This window comes from Microbulbifer sp. YPW1, assembly GCF_013367775.1.
Taxonomy (GTDB): domain Bacteria; phylum Pseudomonadota; class Gammaproteobacteria; order Pseudomonadales; family Cellvibrionaceae; genus Microbulbifer.
The window spans coordinates 2,176,936-2,194,667 of sequence record NZ_CP055157.1 but is presented as its reverse complement, the minus strand read 5'-3'; the positions used below and the strand labels follow the sequence as shown (position 1 = coordinate 2,194,667).

The following is a 17,732-nucleotide window of genomic DNA, read 5'->3' as shown; positions in this document are numbered from 1 at the left end:
AACCCTTCAACAGTTATCGGCAACCTCTCGATGGACTCGCGGCCTGAAAAATTTCAGTGCAGCTTATTCCATCCGGGCTTTGCAGTAATGGTTGATGAACTCCATATGGTCCGGCCATCCATCCACTACACCGCGCACCTGACTGCGAATACCCGAGAGGAAACGGCTCAACTCTTCGTCACTCATCATATCTACGATGGGGTGGTAGCTTTTCGGCATTAATCCCTGGCCGAGTAATACTTGTAGCCACGAACTCTCGCCAAACAGTTCCGTACCATTCTGGTAAACGCGACCACTCTGCTCGAACACTTCCATACGGCGCGCGAGAGATTCCGGAATATCCATACCGCGGCAGTGACGCCAGAATTCCGAATCCTGACGATCGGTCAGCTTGTAGTGCAGGATCACGAAATCGCGAACATTTTCCGTCTCTTCACGGATCAGCTGGTTATATTCATCCACATCCGTCTGCACGATACCGGTGGAGGGGAACAGGGTCAGCAGCCGTACGATACTGCGCTGGATCAGGTGGATGCTGGTGGACTCCAGCGGTTCGATAAACCCACTGGACAAGCCGATCGCCACACAGTTTTTATTCCAGTGCTGGCGGCGGGTGCCGGTGCGGAAGGGGATCACCCGCGGATCGTTGAGTGGTTCACCCTCGACATTTTCCAGCAGCTGCCTGGTGGCCGCGCCTTCATCCATGTAATGGCTGCAGAAAACCAGGCCATTGCCGGTGCGGGATTGCAGCGGAATACGCCACTGCCAGCCGGACTCGCGCGCGATGGAACGGGTGTAAGGTACTGGATTTGCGGATTTTCCTGTCTGCACCGCCACCGCGCGATCACAGGGCAGCCAGTGCCCCCAGTCGTCAAACCCGGTGTGCAATGCCTGATCGATCAGCAGGCCACGGAAGCCGGTGCAGTCGATAAACAGGTCGCCTTCCAGCAGCTCGCCATTTTCCAGTTGCAGTGCCTTGATATGACCGCTGTGGTGGTCGAGCTGTACATTCTCGATTTTTCCTTCGACCCGCAGCGCACCGTGTTTTTCCGCGAGGGTGCGCAGATATTTTGCGTAGAGGCTGGCATCAAAATGATAGGCATGGGTGCGCTCGCTGCGCGGGGAAACCGCATAGCGCCCCATGCGCGCACCGAGATGTTCTTTGGTGTAATCGCCGATATCGTGCTCGATGCCCAGCTGTCGTCCCTTCACCCAGAAATGGCTGAAGTTACACGCCCAGCAATCTTTGCCCGCGGCACCAAACGAGTGGATGTAGTCCTGCCCGACATCTTTCCAGTTTTCGAACGCGATCCCCAGTTTGAAGGTCGCGTTGGTTGCCGCCATCATCTCACGCTCGTCGATACCGAGTAACTGGTGGAACAGGTGCAGGGTGGGGATGGTTGCCTCGCCGACACCGACGGTGCCGATTGCCTCGGATTCAACCAGTGTTATATCGAGATTTTTTCCCAGCAGTTTCGCCAGCGCAGCCGCTGCCATCCAGCCCGCTGTACCGCCACCGGCAATGATCACTTTGCGAATATTGTTTTGTGTGTTCACGCTCGTTCTCTCAACTCGTTATTGCCTGCGTTTTCCCGGCAGTTACCGTTTCAGGTCATTTTGTAGTTTTGCGCGCAGTTGCATCGCTTTTTCCAGCGACAGTGGCTGTTCCTGAATACCGCGTGCCGCGGGCTCAATGTGCTCGGCAGATTCGGCGCCCGCCTCAAATACATAGTAATCAAATAGTGCCCGCCACGCCTTTCGCTGGTGTTGCGGCAGATCGCGCAATCCGAGCATGGCGTGCAGCAACGCATTGGTCGGCCGCCCCAGGTACGGGGCCGAATCCCGCCACCAGTGGGTGTACAGCACGTTCAACGTATCCAGGCTCTCTACGTGGTGCCACCACATGCCGGGAATATACAGCGCATCACCCGCTTCCAGCTCCGCCACCTGTGCGCTGGCCAGGGCCTCGCGAAAGCGCGGGAAGCGCTCAAAATCGGGATTGTAGAAATCCACCAGGCTGATCTCCTGCCCGCCCGGCGCGAACTCCAGTGGGCCGGGATAGAGATTGCCAATCTGCTCCGGCGGCAACAGGGTAAAGCGGCGTTTACCGGCAATATTGCAGGCGAGATTATTCGGAAAATCGTAGTGCGCGGCGATACGCACCTTGTTGCCGAGCCACAGTGAGCCGATGGGGGAAACACTGGCGACCCCGGCATCGTTGGCCGCGGAAAACCGGGGAAACCAGTAAGAAACCTCACTGGAGGGCATATAGCGCATGGCTGCCTGCTGTGCACCGGCACCGCTAAGAATGTCGTCCAGCAATTCGCCCAGTGCCACCCGGCGGGTTTCGAAATTGAATCCGCTCAGGTCTTCGTTGTAAAACACCCGCCCACCGGTTTCCGCCCCGCCGTAGCAACCATTGACCGGATGACCGCTGTATTGATCCAGCAGGTACTCTGCCATTTTTTGCGGAGATTCCCTTGCGGCGGCGACCGCGGGATAATCCGCGCAGTATCCCCGCAGCACCAGCGGCTCGGTGATACCCGCAAGCGCGTCCAGTGCATTGTCCGGTGTAATGTCACGGGCTTCACGGGTGGCCGGCAGGCCTGCGGTTTCAATAAACGGCTGTGTCATTTCACACCTCACTGAGCGGCGTTGCGACGGTTCTTTTCATCGATCAGGCGACGCACCTGGGACTGGGAAGCCAGCACCATGTATATGGCCTCCAGGAATCCCGCCTGGTGCAGTTCATTCAGATCCTCAGCGTTCAGCGCGCGCAGGCGCTCCTCGTCGATGGTGTAGAAACCCTTCAGCTGGTTGGCCTCGCCGTTATCCAGTGTGATATCCATGGTGAAGGATTCCAGCAGACCGTGAATCTGCAGTGCGCGAATAAATTTTTCGCTCTGCTCGATACCGTGGTGGATCGCTTCCAGCATGTCCGCCACGCCATCCAGGAAGGGAGAGTTGCCGCCGTACTCAAGAAACAGGGCTTCACCCTGCTCGCGATTCACCCGCGGGCTATCCAGGTCAATATGAATCACGCGACGGGTTTTCTGCACACCGTCTTCCACAAAATTCTGGCGCCCGATCAGAAACGGTTCACGGCGAATGGTCAGCGGGAGGTAGGAAGCCGCCCATTGATCGTCGCGCAGGTAAAGGTTTTCCCCGGGTTCCAGCCCGAGTAGTGCAAGCGGAAAGAAAGCGCCGGTGTTGGCATCTTTCTGGAAAAAAATCGGGTACTGGCCCTGCAGTGCGCGAAACTCCAGCGGGAAGGTCAGCGCATACCAGTTGTCGTCACCAAACGCCGCCGAGCGCCCTGTCTGCACCCGCAGATCGCGATGCTCTACATTGTTCAGCAGTACTGCATTCGTCATCCTACTTCTCTCTTCACTCATTGTTATTGTTTTCACGGCAGCCTATTTTGGCTGAGTTCAATTGCGGTATAAAAAAAGCCGCTGACCTGACGACCAGCGGCTTTCCGTGCCTATTCAAACCATCCTGTGAAATGGTTTAGAAGGCGTAGCGGGCACCCAGCTGCCAGCGAGCACCACCCTGGTAGTAACCCAGTAGCTGACGCTTGTCACGGCCGTGAACACGCTGTGCTTCGTCGGTAACGTTGATGCCTTCCAGGAACACCTGCAAGCCTTCCAGCTGCGGCAGCTCGTAGCTCACGTTCAGGTCGATCTGGCTGTAAGCTTCAACATACTGCGGGTTGGCGCCGGTATTCTGGCCGCGGGAGCTCAGGAACTCGTCGCGCCAGTTGTAAGCGATACGCGCCTGGAATCCGTTCTTGTCGTAGAAGCCCACCAGGTTCGCGGAGTCACTCAGGCCGACCATGGCTTCCTGGTCAACCAGGATGAACGGATCGTAGCTGAGTTCGGAATCCACGATGGTGTAGTTGGCCTGCAGACCAAAACCAGTCTCACCAAACATGTGCTGCACCGCCAGCTCAACGCCGTCGATGGTGTTGTCCACATCGCTGTTCACCGGGGTATCGACAAGGAAGACCATGTCGTTGTCGGTGGCAGGGTTACCCTTGATGAAGATCTTGTCGACGGTGACGCCATCTTCCTGGTAGGTCACATCAACATAATCGCTATCGGCATAGTTCGCAGCGATGTACTGACGAATGGATTCTGCATCGTTGGCACCGTTTGCCCGCGCTTCATCCACCAGGGCACCGTCCGCCGGGTTGGCGATATTGAACAGTGACTTTTCAGTTTTCGCGTTGCTGATGAAGTTGGATACGTCCTTGCGGAACAGGCCCACAGAGGCGTAACTGGTCTCACCGTAGTACCACTCCACGGAAAGATCGTAGTTGATCGATTCGTAGGGGAGCAGGCTCGGGTTACCGGTAGAACCGCCGCCGATGCCGCCATTGGCAATAGTGCCGATGGTGGTGCCGCCCTTGATGGAGTTGTAATCCGGACGGGTGATCGCCTTGCTGACTGCAGCGCGGGTTACTACGTCTTCGGTGACATCCATTTTGAACGCGATGCTGGGCAGCCAGTAGTCGTAGTTACCCTCTTCGCTCAGGTATACCTGCTCGCCGGTGCCGAGAATGGCGACTTCGTTGTTGGAGTTCCACTCCGCTCGGTCGTATTCCGGAACCACGGACACGGAATCCACATCTGTCTGTTCGTAGCGCAGGCCGGTATTCACTTCATAGGGCATGCCGCGCACTTCAGAACTGAAGTTGTACTGGGCATACGCCGAGGTGGAGGTCTCGGTGGTGGCGCGGTCGGTGTCAGACGCGTAGTCGGTAGACGCACAGAAGGCGGTGCCACAATCACCTACACGGTTGGCAGTGCCCAGGTCTGTCGCGTTGTTTGCATACAGGTTTTCAGCCACGGCGCGCACCGCGTCGAAGTTCCACGCGTAGTAGATGTCCAGCGGCTCCAGCCCGCCGACCTCGGAGAAGTCTCCCCAGGATTCGTCGAACTTGTCGGAAATGCTTTTGGCGGTGAACAGCTCGTCCGGCAGGTCGGAAGCCGGGCCGGCGCCACCCCAGTTATTGCGCTGTACAAATACAGACTGTGAACGGTTGGACACTTCCTGGCGGGCGATGCCGAAATCGATATCGCTGGATTCGTTGATCTCGAAGTTACCGCCAAAGCGGAACTGGTCAACCTCGGAGTAATCCTTGGAGTTGGTGAACACGGAACCGGTAACGATGATATCGGAGGCGTTCACGCCGTTGGCGGAGTCCACATAGATGGCCGGGATATCGCCGGTGAAGTCCACACTGCTGGCTTCGCGCACCATGGCGGCAACGGTCAGCACGTTGCTGGTGCCCCAGGGGCTGTCCGGGGTGCGCTCGGCTTCGGAGTGCTGGCCATCGAAGAACAGGTTCAGCTTGTCGCTCACCTGCCACTCGAGGTTCACGCCCAGCATATCGCCTTCGTGAATTTCCGCGGTGCTGCCGCCGCCCATGGCCACATCGCTGGGTGCGCCGTAGAACTCGGAGTAGATGATCGGGGTGGAGATGGGGCCGTCACTCCACACGCCGCGCTGGTCACCCTGCCAGGCGTGATATACGGAGATATCGTTGAACTGCTTGGCGATCTTGTTCTGGTAGTAGTTGTAATCCAGAGTCGCGGTAACGTCGTCGGTCGGCGCCCACTGCAGAACCAGCTGGCCATTGGTGCGCTTGCGCTGCTGCTCTTCAAATTTGAAGGCGGCGTTCTGCGCGACGGAGTAGATATCGCCTTCACCCGGACGGTTGACCTGGTTTTCCAGCGGCACTGCGCCCCAGGCATCATTCACGCCGTCCCAGTTGTTGTCCATCTGGCCTTCGACACTGATCCAGCCACCGGGTACCAGTGCCTGCTGGCTACCGCTCTCGCGCTCCTGTACAGAGCCGGAAATGGCCACGCCGAATTTGCCATCGGCAAAGGTGTCGGAATAGAAGCCGCTGTACTCCGGCGTCATGCTCGCGTCATCGGAGGACTCGTCCATCACGCCCTTGACGCCAAAGCGCATGGTGCGCTCGGGGGTGTCGAACGGACGGGCAGTCAGCAGGTTGATGGTGGCGCCCATACCGCCGGAGGGGAGAGTGGCGTTGCTGGTCTTGGAGACCTCTACGCCGGTAACCATGTCCGAGGCGATATTCTGGAAGTCAAAGGAGCGACCGCCGGTGGTGCGCGCAACCTGACGACCATTCAGGGTTACCAGGTTGAAATCCGGGCCCAGGCCGCGCACGGTGACTTTACTACCTTCACCGTTCACACGATCGATAGACACACCGGAGATACGCTGCATGGATTCCGCCAGGTTGGTATCGGGGAACTTGCCGATATCTTCTGCGGAAATCGCGTCCACGATGCCCTTCGCATCGCGCTTCACGTCCATGGATTTTTCGAGACTGCCGCGGATACCCAGCACCACCACTTCTTCTAGTGCTGCGTCCTGTTCGGTTTGGGCAAAGGCGGAGCCACTTACGCCGGTGATGCCGACCATGGTGGTCGCGATGGCTACCGCAATGGAATTCTTCTTGAATCCGGTCATTCTGTTCATGGAGTTGTCTCCCCCATCGTCACGTCATTTTCGTTATAGGTTTCGCCGGATTCGGGTACCTCGAAGACCGCACTAGGATAACCCGATCTGGCGCCACGCTATACTCCCGCCACGCCACAATTTGAGTCGTCCCACCTTGGTAAAAACGCGAGAAATGGACTATCCCACCTTGGTCCCGGCAAACCGGGAATAAAAAAATCCTTTAAAATCAATTAGTTATAATTTTGGCGCAGATCTGCACCAAGTGCGAGCAGACGGCGATCCAGGTTGGGGCGGCACGCCTCCGAGACGGGAAAACAGGAGCGTCACCGTGCGAGTGACCAAACGGCCAGAGATTGACTCCGAGGTCGCAGTATCGTCGAGTGACCTGCGCGGGACTACCCCTTGACCGCTCCGGCAGAGAGCCCGGACACGAGGGCGCGCTGCAGGGCGAGAAACAGCAGCACCACCGGCAGCGACACCAGGATCGACCCCGCGGCAAAGTAGCCCCATTCAGACGCGTAATCACTGACAAAGAAACGCAGCCCCACCGGCACGGTGTAGCGGGATTCCTCATCCATAAAGATGGAGGCGAGGATGAACTCGTTCCAGGCGGTCATAAATGCGAACAGACCGGTCACGGCGATGGCCGGGCGCGCCAGGGGCAGAACAATGCGGGTGAAGATTGTCCAGCGGCTTGCGCCCTCCAGCAGGGCGGACTCCTCGATTTCGTAGGGCAGCGTGTCGAAGTAGCCCTTCAGCATCCACACACAGAACGGCAGCGCGGTGATCGAGTAGACCAGGATCAGTCCCAGCCAGGAATTCCCCAGCCCCAGCCACTGCACCACGATCACATACAGCGGGATCAGCATCAGTACCGCCGGGAACATCTGCGAGATCAGGAACAGCATCATACCGCGCGCACGGCCGGCGAAGCGGAAACGGGAAAACGCGTAAGCCGCAGTACAGCTGAGGGACAAGCCCACCAGGGTGGTGGCGAAAGCGACGATCAGGCTGTTACCCAGCCAGCGCAGGAACGGCTGCTCGGTGAGCACCGCGCGGAAGTTGTCCAGGGTCCACTGCTGCGGTAGCGGTAGCAGGGCGAGCAATTGCTGCCCGACACCGGCATCTTCCGGCAAGCGCACAAGGGTCAGGGACTGCTGGCCGGAAAAGGCGAGACTCACAACCCACAACAGCGGGTAGATCACTACCAGCGAGGCAAACATCAGCAAGGCGAAGCGCCAGCTGAAGACGTCCCGGGCAATCCTTGCAGGAGCCTGCCTGCAGGCGAACCAGACCCGTTGCCAAATTCGTTCGCCTGCAGGCAGGCTCCTGCGGGGAGACGGAGTGTTCATCGGGCCATCTCCAGCGTTCGGCTCATTCGCATCTGCCACATGGCATAGCAGAACAGCAGCAACAGGATCACCATGGAATAGGCGGCCGCGTAGGCGTACTGGTACTTCTCGAAGCCGATACGGAATGCCTTGGTGATCAGGATATCGTTGGCCCCCGCCGGTGCGCCGTCGCTCACCAGGTAGATCACATTGAACATATTGAAGGTCCACACCACCGACAGGATCACCGCAGGTATCAGCACGGGCTTTAGCAGCGGCAGGGTGATCGAGCGGAACTGGAACCAGCGCCCGGCACCTTCCACCCGCGCCACTTCATACAGCTCCCGGGGGATCGACTGCAGGCCGCCGAGGATGACCACCATCATAAACGGGATGCTCAACCACACGTTGGTCACCACGCCGGTGAAAAAGCTGGCACCGATGGTATCGAACCAGGCTACCGGTGCCAGTCCCAGCACCTGCAATCCCTGATTGATGGCACCGAACTGCGGGTGAAACATACCTTTCCACACCAGCGCGGTAATGTAGTTGGGAATGGCCCAGGGCAAGATCAGGATCAGGCGGAACCAGGCGCGGCCAAAGATGGGGCGGTACAGCGCCAGCGCGAGCGCCAGCCCCAAGCCCACCGCCACAGTGACGTTACAGGCAGTCCACAAAATGGTGATCAGCAGGGTCCAGTAGAAATTGTCGAAGTCGAGACTGCGCTCGCCCCCCCGCCCTCGCCAGAGGTGGAAATCACCGAGAATTGCCGCGTAGTTGTCGAACCCGATAAACCGCGACCATAAAGGTGCATGCTCATTGAATACCGTGGTATCGGTAAACGACAGCAGCAATCCGTACAAAAGCGGGAAAAACACCAGCACCAGCATCCCCAGCATGGCGGGCATCAGGAACAGATACGCAGTGCGGTTGGATCGCCAGCCCGCGGCCAGCTGGTGACGGTAGCGGCGCCAGGACCACAGCGCCAAAAGTGCGAGAGCGAGGGGAATCATCCAGAGCCAAACCGGCATCTCGGCCGGCGATTCCCCCCGCGCCCGGGAACGCTCCAGCCGCGCCAGATCGATGCTCAACTGTCGCTGCAGCTGGCGCATCTCCGCTTCCGGCTGCGCCGCGCCCTTGACTACTTTTTTCAGGGTGTTTTCCAGCGGCACCCACACCAGGGTCATGGCCGGCAGGTTGGGAATGGGTACCGCGACTTCCAGCTGGCGGCGAAATGCCATGGCGCTATCGTCGGTAGCGAGTTGCGGATGCTCGAAGGCGCTGACATTGGCCGGCAGCTGTCCGCCCTCGATACCCATCTTTTCTGCAGAGTCGCGACGGGTGAGAAATTCCATCACCGCCACCGCCGCGGCCGGGTTGCTGGTCCAGGGGGAAAGGAACAGTCCCTCCACCGCCACCCAGGGCGCCAGCGGGCGGCCGTTCTCGCTGTTCACCGGCAGCGACACCACGCGATAGTTCACCCCCGGGGCAATCTCCCCCAGCATCCAGGGACCGCTGATCACCATGGCCGCGCGCCCCTGATTGAACAGGCTGGTAACCAGTGTGCTGGTGGGCTCTTCCGGGAGTATCCGGTCGTCACGCACCCAGCGCGCGAGCATTTCCATCGACTGGATATTGGCGTCGCTGTCGAGATCCAGGTTGCCGCCGCGATCGAAGGGACCGCGACCAAAGCTGTTCATCAGCGCACCGTGAAAAAACGGCTCGGTATAGCTGTAAGCCAGGCCAAAGCGGCCGCTACTGCGGTCGGTGTGGCGCAGGGCCTCCACCACCAGCTCGTCGGTGGTGGCGGGCGCCGCTCGAACCAGGTCGGTATTCAATATCAGCGCCGGGCTCTTGAAGGCAAACGGCAACCCGTACAGGTCACCGCCGAAGGTCATGGCATCGATCAGGTTCGGGGGGAAGCGCCGCAGTAAACGTTCACTGACGTGGCGATCAATGGGTGCCACTGTGCGTCCGGCACTGGCCCATCCCCCCAGGCGGTCGTGCGCGAACACAAACAGGTCAGGCCCCTGGCCGCGCGGCAGGGCGGCGGAGAGCTTGTCCGCATAGCCGCCAAAAGGCACCGCCAGTGGCTTCACCAGCACGGCGCTCTGGCTGCGGTTGTACTGCTGGATCAACTCCTCGAAGGCGGCGCGCTCGGCGCCGCGGTAGCCGTGCCAAAGCGTGAGCGTTTCGGTGGCGCTGGCCTGGCTGGCAAACACAACCAGCAACAAAAATACTTGCAGGAGCCTGCCTGCACACTTCCCCCACAGCGTCTGCCCGACCGCATTTTCGCCAGCAGGCCTGTTCCCGCGGGTCGAGGCAGGGATCACGCCCGGACTCCGGCTCGGGCAACATCTACATCGCCGCGAATGCGCTGCCGGCTTTCCGCATCAAACAGGTACACCGCCGCGGGATCGAAGGCGAGCTCCAGCGTGTCGCCAAGGGTGAACTCGCGCAAGCCGGGCAAGCGCGCCACTAGCTGAGCATTGCCCGTGCGCAGGTGCACCAGCATCTCCGCGCCCAGGCTTTCCACCAGCTCAATTTCCCCCCTGAGCCGCGGCCAGTTGGCGGGGGCGCTGGCGGCATAGACCAGTTTTTCCGGGCGCAGCCCGAGCAGCAGCAGTGCTTTCTGCCCCTGTAAATGCGCGCGGGGCAGACTCAGCAAATCGCAGGTCAGCTGGGTACCGTCGTTGGTCACCGGCACCAGATTCATGGGCGGCGAGCCCATAAAGCCCGCCACAAAGGTGTTGTCTGGATCGTTGTACAGCGCCAGCGGCGTGCCAACCTGCATCAGGGTTCCCTGGTTGAGAATCGCGATGCGGGTACCGAGGGTCATGGCTTCCACCTGGTCGTGGGTGACATACACCGAGGTCGTACCCAGCTGGCGATGCAGGCGGCTGATCACACTGCGCATCTGTACACGCAGTTCCGCATCCAGGTTGGAGAGTGGCTCGTCGAACAGAAACACCTGGGGATCGCGCACCATGGCGCGCCCCAGTGCCACCCGCTGGCTCTGGCCGCCGGACAGCTGGCCCGGTTTGCGCTGCAGCAGGTCGGCAAGGCCGAGGGTTTCCGCCGCCTCGCGTACCCGCCGTTCAATCCCCAGCTTGGGGAAGTTGCGCACCCGCAGACCAAAGGCCATGTTGTCGAACACGGTCATATGCGGATAGAGCGCGTAGTTCTGGAACACCATGGCGATGTCCCGGTCTTTCGGTGGCAGGTCGTTAACCCGGTGGCCACCGATCAACAGGTCGCCGGCGGAAATGGACTCGAGCCCCGCAATCATGCGCAGGATGGTGGACTTGCCGCAGCCGGATGGGCCCACCACCACCATAAATTCGCCATCGCGAATTTCCAGATCGAGGCCCGGCACCGTGGCGGGACCGTCTGCATAGCGCTTGCTGACACCTTTGAATTCAATATTGGCCACGGGGCGGGCCTCTCTCTTCGTCGGGTTACCGGTCTTTGTGACCTGCTTATTATTGTCGCTTCCTGATATTCGCCGCCAGCGGTGCGCCACTTTTGTCATCGGCGCGCCCTGTCATGCCGGAGCAAGCCACTGGCGTGTCAAATCACAATAGACGACCCGCGTTGAATTGGGAACCGGTATATCAGGGGGAGCCACACGCCAATCGACCGGCGTTGTTCATAGGCTGTACTAAATTGTGAAGGCGCAGCGGTACCGTGCACTCAGAAGTCAATAAGTACGCTAAGGACAAAGAGATATGCGCTTGGCTCCCCTTGCCACGGTGACGGCCTTCGGCCTGACTCTGGCGACTCTGTCGGCTTGTTCCATCAAACCCACGGCGATCGACGACGCCACCGTGGATCAACGCGCCAGTAGTGACTGGCAAACCGCTTTCGGCAACCAGCAACCGGTGACGGGTCCTATCGACCTCAACGAGGCGATTGCCCGCGCCATCGCCTACAACATGGACAACCGCCTGAAATTGATGGAAGCGGTGGTTGCCAATCGCAATCTGAGCCTGTCACGCTGGGATATGCTGCCAGAAATCGCCGCCAGCGCCGGCTACAACCACCGCAACAAGCAGCACTTCGCCAGCAGCGAGGATGTGAACGGTAACCAATCCCTGGCCCAGTCCACGTCCCTGGATAAAACCTACAGCACGGCCGGGCTCGAGCTTTCTTGGAATGTGCTCGACTTCGGTATCAACTATCTCTCTGCCAAACAGGCAGCAGACGGTGTGATGATCGCGGTAGAGCGCCAGCGCAAGCTGATGCACAACGTGATCATGGATGTGGAGTACGCCTTCTGGATGGCTGCAGCCGCCCAACGCGCGCAGAGCCAGTTACCGGTACTGATTGAGCAGACCCGGCGCGCACTGGAGAAATCCCGCCAGAGCGCCGAGCGCGGACTGCGCCAGACCGAGGCCAGCCTCTCCTACCGCCGCGACCTGCTGGAACTGATGCAACAGCTGCTCGCACTGGAAGGCGACATGCACAACGCCAAAATGGAGCTGGCCTCGCTGATGGGGCTCCCCCCCGGCACCCAGTTCAGCGTCAGTGCCGCACCCAGCGATGTGCTGCGCAGCCCCTTCGCGGAAATGAGTATTCTGGAACTCGAACAATACAGCCTGCGCAATCGGCCGGAGCTACTGGAGGAGGATTACCGCCAGCGCATCGCCGCCACGGAAATCCGCAAAGCCTGCCTGCAATTACTGCCGGGCCTGGAGCTGCGTACCGGCTATTTCTACGACGACAACAGCTACCTGCTCTACAACGACTGGGCCGAGAGTAGCCTGCGCCTTACCTGGGATCTGCTCGGCACAGTGGTGGCCGGCAGAGACCTGGTCGGTTACGCGCGCGATAGCGAGCGCCTCGGCGATGTGCGCCGCGCAGCACTGACCGTGGCAGTGCTGACTCAGGTCGACCTGGCCTACAGCCATGTGAAACGCGCCCAGTTGAATCACGGCTACGCGGAGGAAATGGCAGAACTGGACCGGGAGATGGCGAACCAGTCCCGCGCCCGTTGGCAGTCCAGCCAGGGCACCGAACTGGAAAGTATTCACGCCGCGACCCAGTCGCTGCTGTCCAGTGTACGGAGGGATGTGAGTTATGCGGACTGGCGCAGCGCCAACGGGCGCCTGAGCAACGCGGTGGGTTTCCAGCCCGAATTCTATATCGATTACCGCCAGCCCCTGGACGCCATCGAGCAGCAGGTTGCAGACATGCGCACCCAGAGTGCCAGCATGGAGCTGCTACCCATCGGTGGCTACAACCCGGAAGGTGCCGAAAAGCGTGAAGCGGAAATTCGTGAAGACGGACAGGCTGCGGCGCACTGGTAATAACCGGGCCATCCCGGGCGGAATTTTATCCGCGGATCTTTGTAAAACTGGTCGATGTTTGGGTGGTAGCGACAATGCAATTTCCAGTCTTTCCTCGCGTGGTGATACTCGTCAGCGCCGCACTCGTTAGCTGCGCAGCGCAGGCACAGCACCAACCCGATACCGAGTCGGCGCCCGCCAAACTGAATGCACTCAGCCGAGTGCAACTCTCCAGCGAACTGGCCACTCGAATTACCGAAGTGCGCGTGCGCGCCGGTAACCATTTCAAGCAAGGCGACCTTCTTGCCCGTTTCGACTGCACCGAGCTGAAAGCGGAGCTACAGGGTGCCGACTCCCAGCGCAGCCTTGCCCGCCGGCAGCTGGATGCGAATATTTCCCTGCGCCAGCTGGGCGGCAACATCAGCGAATTGGAAATGGTGCAAAGTGAGGCCCAGCTCGCTGACGCAACGGCCAAATACAAGGTACTGGCCCACCGCAACAGTTACTGTGAGGTGCGCGCGCCCTTTGCCGGGTTCGTGGTGAGCAGACAGATAGAGCCACACCAGCGCGCAGAGGTAGGCACCCCGCTGTTTGAGCTGGTGGACAACCGGGGACTGGAAGTGGAAGCCATCATTCCCTCCGGCTGGCTCGATAAGCTTACGCTAGGCACTATCTTCAAGGTCACCATCAACGAAACCGGGCGCGACTACAGCGCCACGCTGCAGCGAATCGTTCCGGTAGTTGATCCGGTCACACGCACCGTACGCGTCATCGGAAAACTCGAGGAGCGCACGGAAGAATTTTCCTCGACGCTTCTGATTTCCGGCATGAGCGGCGAAGCCCACTTCACCCTGGATGACACCACCGGGGATATGCTGGCAGACCGCGCGCGCAAGGCTGCGAGCCTGACCGAGACAGATGGAGCCAACTGAAGTGGACGCGAGGCTGCTGGAAAAGCTCAACGGTTTTCTCTCCCTGGAGAAAAAGCTGCGCACGGCCAATAGCGAAGAGCAGATTGCACGTATCGCCTGCACCGACAGCCAGCAACTCCTAACCTTTGATGCCTGCCTGTACTTCTCAGGCGCGGGGCTAAAACTCACCGCCGCCTCCAATGTCAGTAGCGTGGACGCCACCAGCAGCGAAGCACAAAACTGGCGGCGCCTCGTACTCAACAATATTCAACGAGCGCAGCAACAGTCTCCGCTGCAGGTGGAAATCAAACGTGGCGCTGAACTAGCAGAATCAACTAAAGCGACAAATATTCACTACCTGATACTGCTACCGCTCATCGTTAATAGCGACACACTGGGCTGCCTGGCCCTGCTGCGCGCGCGCCCCATATCCGAACAGGAACAGGAAGTCCTGCGGGAACTTGGCGCGGCAGTGCGCCAGTCATTGCTTGCGCTCAGGGGCACCCAACATTTTTCTTTCCGCAAATTTCTCGCCCGCCGGCCACTGATCACCGCCGCCGTCATCGCGACCATCAGCCTGATTCCCGTGCGCCAGAGCGTTCTCGCACCCGCCACCCTCGCCGCCATCGAGCCGCGAATTGTGTCCGCCCGTATCGATGGCGTGATCAGGGAGATCAACATTCCGCCCAACGCCTCCGTCCACAGCGGCCAGTTATTGTTCACCCTGGAGGATGCCGAGGTCAGCGCCGAAATTGACCGCGTACAGCAGGAAATTACGCTCTACACCGAGCGCCTGCGGATGACACGCCAATACAATTTCCAGCAGACCTCTGCCGGGCACAAACTGGCTGAGGCAGAAGCGGATCTTTCCATCCGAACGCTGGACCTGAATTTTCAGCAAGCCCAGCTGGATAAGACCCGGGTCAGGGCGCCGGCCACCGGGGTCGCGATTTACACCGATCCGGCGGAATGGATAGGGCGCCGGATCCGCGCGGGGGAAAAGGTCATGGAGATAGTGCAACCCAGCGCACGCCAGATACAGATCGACCTGCCCACCAACGATGCCATTAGTCTTCCGAAAAAGGCACACACCGTTTTCTACGCAGAATCTGACCCGCTATCTCCCATCGAGGGCGAGCTGCACTATCACAGCCTGCTCACCAGCGAAGGGGAGAACCTGCCCGCGAGCTATCGATTACTGGCAAGAATCCAGCAGGATCAACCGCAGGTGCGTATCAATACACGCGGCCACGCGCGTGTGTATGGCACGCGAGTACCGTTGATTTATTACCTGCTACGCCGACCACTGGCCTCCGCCCGCCGCTGGATAGGGGTTTAACCCCCACAAGAGGTAACCGAGCAACGTGCACAGCCAGAGTTTCGTCAGTCAGCCAGCGCCACAGATACCCACCGAGCCTGTGCAGCAAGCACAGCCTTGCTGGCCCCCCCTGCGCACCGACCTGCAGTTTCACCGTCAGAGCGAGAGCGGCACACACAGTGACACCTGGCTACTGTACGACCCGGTGCGCGGCCAGTATCTGGAACTTGGTGAGCTGGAGTTGCTGGTGCTGCGACTGTGGCCTTGTGGCAGTGCCGAAAACGTTGCTGCAGAGATCGTGCAACAACAAGGATGCGCAATCGATCCGCGACAGGTGGAATCCATCGCCCGCTTTGTGGCCGATAATGAACTACTGCAAACCGACAGCGACACGTTGTCCGCCAGGCAATCCGCGATCAGCCCGGCACAGAAGCGGCTGCAGCGGCTTCAACAGAACCTGTTCTGGCGCCGGCCACTGTTTGTTCCCGACCTGAGCAGTCGGCTGCTGCTGCCCCTTGCCCGCTGCACCGGCCAACCGTGGTTTTATGCTGTTTTGCTGATCGCCGCACTGCTCTGTGCGCTTTCGGTGGGGCAGCACTGGCCCGAATTCATCGCCTACTTTAATGCCAGCTGGAACCCGGTGGGTGCGCTGATATTTTTCGGGTGTTACCTGGCACTTAGTCTGGCTCATGAACTGGGCCATGCGAGTGTTGCGCGGCACTATGGTATCCGCGCCAACAGTGTCGGCGTCGGGCTGATTGCACTGATGCCGATCATGTTCAGTGAAATCACCGATGCCTGGCGCCTGCCGCGCCGCGCGCGCCTGCATATTTCCGCTGCCGGTGTCACCTTTGAGCTGACACTGGGAATTATCGCCGCCATAGCCTGGTGCCTGCTGGACGACGGCCCGCTGCGGGCGCTGATGTTCTATATGTTTACTACGTCTCTGCTCACCACGCTGATGATCAACGCCAATCCGTTGATGAAGTTTGACGGCTACTATCTGGTGAGCGATTACACCGGCGAAAAAAACCTGCAGCACACCGCCAATACTACCTTGCGCCACTGGTTGTGGTCGCTTCTGCTGCGCGCACATAAAATGCCCGGTGGTCGCCGGCAGAACCTGCTGATCCTTTTCGGCGCAGCCAGTCTGCTCTACCGCTTGATGGTGTTTACGCTGATCAGCTATGCCGCGTACCAGTTGCTGTTCAAGGCGGCCGGCGCACTCATTTTTCTGTTGTGCATCGGACTGCTACTGATCATCCCTGCCTGTCGAGAAATCTCAAGTTTCCTGGCGCACATCAAGGAGCAGCGGCAGTTGCAATCTGCGGGTACAAACCCACCGACGGAAAAGGCCAGCAGCATGCGTGAACCCCCGGACCAGGCTTCGCCCCCTTACAAAACTCTTCTGCAATCACTCCGCCTTTTGCGGCCTGGCGTTTTTGTGTTCCTTGGGTTGTTACTCGCCACACTATTAATTCCCCTGCCTTGGCCGGTGCAGCTGCCGGCCGCCACACATTTTGCGCAGGAACAGAAAGCCATGGCGCCGGCGGCGGCCACCCTGCAGTCCCTATCGGTACAGCGCGGCGACACGGTAAAAGCGGGGCAAGTTATCGCCCAGTTTCACAACGATGAGCTGGAGTACCGTATTGCTCGCACGCGGGCAGAGTTGACACTGCTCAAGCGTCGCCAGAGCAGTGATGGTTTTGCGGAAAGCCTCGATGCTCTCAACGGGGTCTATCTGCAGGACCTGCTCAGCAAGCAGCAGCTGCTGCACACACTGGAAACCGAGCAGCAGCAATTAAAGGTATTCGCCAAAATTTCTGGCACCGTGGATTGGACACTGCCCGGCCTGAATCCCCAACAGTTTCTGGATCTGAACCAACCATTCCTGAGCATCGCGGGTCGCGGCAGTATTACCGGACGCGCGTATGCAGAAACACAGCAGGCTGCACGCCTGAAAGTTTCGCCAGCCAATGAAGTGCATCGCGGACATCTGTTCTTACGCGGGCAGTGGCAGCCGGTACCGGTCAGGGTACGAGTTGTCGAACAGATCGCTTCCCGACGTATTCAGGATCCAGCCCTGGCGTCGGCTTTCGGCGGTCCGCTGCAGGCGCTGCCGGAGGAGAAGCAGCGCTCAGCCGAGGCACTGCACCTGATTACGTTCGATATTGCCGCAGAAGATGTCCATCGCAGCGAGCGCACAGAGACAGTACCCACTACCGCACAACGTACTGGCCACCTGGTGCTGTTCGGTGAACCGGTCAGCCTGGGACAGTTGCTGATAGAGCGTATTGCCGGTGTTTTGATTCGCGAAAGCGGCGTTTAGCGCCCGACGCTGATTACATTTTTAATGTTCTGGTCATCCGGATGATGACCAATATGT

General features: G+C 59.6%; 11 protein-coding genes. 4 read left to right on the top strand and 7 right to left on the bottom strand.

The features are described from left to right. Positions 1 to 63: 63 nt before the first annotated feature. From HUW35_RS09110 to HUW35_RS09080, 7 genes are all read right to left on the bottom strand, one after another. Positions 64 to 1,557: a tryptophan halogenase family protein gene (locus tag HUW35_RS09110; RefSeq protein ID WP_255463585.1), complete on the bottom strand. Its 1,494-nt coding sequence runs from the start codon at positions 1,555 to 1,557 to the stop codon at positions 64 to 66. A 42-nt stretch (positions 1,558 to 1,599) separates the two neighbouring features. Further along, positions 1,600 to 2,634: a cupin-like domain-containing protein gene (locus HUW35_RS09105; protein ID WP_181255255.1), complete on the bottom strand. Its 1,035-nt coding sequence runs from the start codon at positions 2,632 to 2,634 to the stop codon at positions 1,600 to 1,602. 8 nt (positions 2,635 to 2,642) lie between these two features. Next, on the bottom strand, positions 2,643 to 3,374 hold the full coding sequence (locus HUW35_RS09100; protein WP_181255254.1) for a SapC family protein: 732 nt from the start codon (positions 3,372 to 3,374) through the stop codon (positions 2,643 to 2,645). Between the two features lie 136 nt (positions 3,375 to 3,510). Then, positions 3,511 to 6,516 carry a TonB-dependent receptor gene (locus tag HUW35_RS09095; RefSeq protein ID WP_181255252.1) on the bottom strand — a complete coding sequence of 1,002 codons (3,006 nt, stop codon included), beginning with the start codon at positions 6,514 to 6,516 and terminating at the stop codon, positions 3,511 to 3,513. Positions 6,517 to 6,893: 377 nt separating this feature from the next. Next, complete coding sequence (locus HUW35_RS09090; protein WP_255463583.1) at positions 6,894 to 7,850, bottom strand: sugar ABC transporter permease; 957 nt, start codon at positions 7,848 to 7,850, stop codon at positions 6,894 to 6,896. After that, on the bottom strand, positions 7,847 to 10,063 hold the full coding sequence (locus tag HUW35_RS09085) for an extracellular solute-binding protein (protein ID WP_181255251.1): 2,217 nt from the start codon (positions 10,061 to 10,063) through the stop codon (positions 7,847 to 7,849). The genes HUW35_RS09090 and HUW35_RS09085 overlap by 4 nt, the downstream gene beginning before the upstream one ends. Before the next feature lie 95 nt (positions 10,064 to 10,158). Beyond that, positions 10,159 to 11,361: an ABC transporter ATP-binding protein gene (locus HUW35_RS09080; RefSeq protein ID WP_181255249.1), complete on the bottom strand. Its 1,203-nt coding sequence runs from the start codon at positions 11,359 to 11,361 to the stop codon at positions 10,159 to 10,161. A 196-nt stretch (positions 11,362 to 11,557) separates the two neighbouring features. On the opposite strand from HUW35_RS09080, the gene HUW35_RS09075 reads away from it, so the two are divergent. The 4 genes from HUW35_RS09075 (at position 11,558) to HUW35_RS09060 (ending at position 17,675) form a co-directional block, all read left to right on the top strand. Further along, a complete protein-coding gene (locus HUW35_RS09075) occupies positions 11,558 to 13,138 on the top strand; it encodes a TolC family protein (protein WP_181255247.1) in 1,581 nt (526 codons plus the stop codon). Between the two features lie 74 nt (positions 13,139 to 13,212). Further along, positions 13,213 to 14,049, top strand: a complete 837-nt coding sequence (locus HUW35_RS09070; protein WP_181255245.1) for an efflux RND transporter periplasmic adaptor subunit — start codon at positions 13,213 to 13,215, stop codon at positions 14,047 to 14,049. After that, positions 14,036 to 15,367 carry an efflux RND transporter periplasmic adaptor subunit gene (locus tag HUW35_RS09065; protein WP_181255243.1) on the top strand — a complete coding sequence of 444 codons (1,332 nt, stop codon included), beginning with the start codon at positions 14,036 to 14,038 and terminating at the stop codon, positions 15,365 to 15,367. Before HUW35_RS09070 ends, HUW35_RS09065 begins: the two co-directional genes overlap by 14 nt. A gap of 25 nt (positions 15,368 to 15,392) precedes the next feature. Next, positions 15,393 to 17,675: a biotin/lipoyl-binding protein gene (locus tag HUW35_RS09060; protein WP_181255242.1), complete on the top strand. Its 2,283-nt coding sequence runs from the start codon at positions 15,393 to 15,395 to the stop codon at positions 17,673 to 17,675. The last annotated feature ends 57 nt before the right edge of the window (positions 17,676 to 17,732 follow it).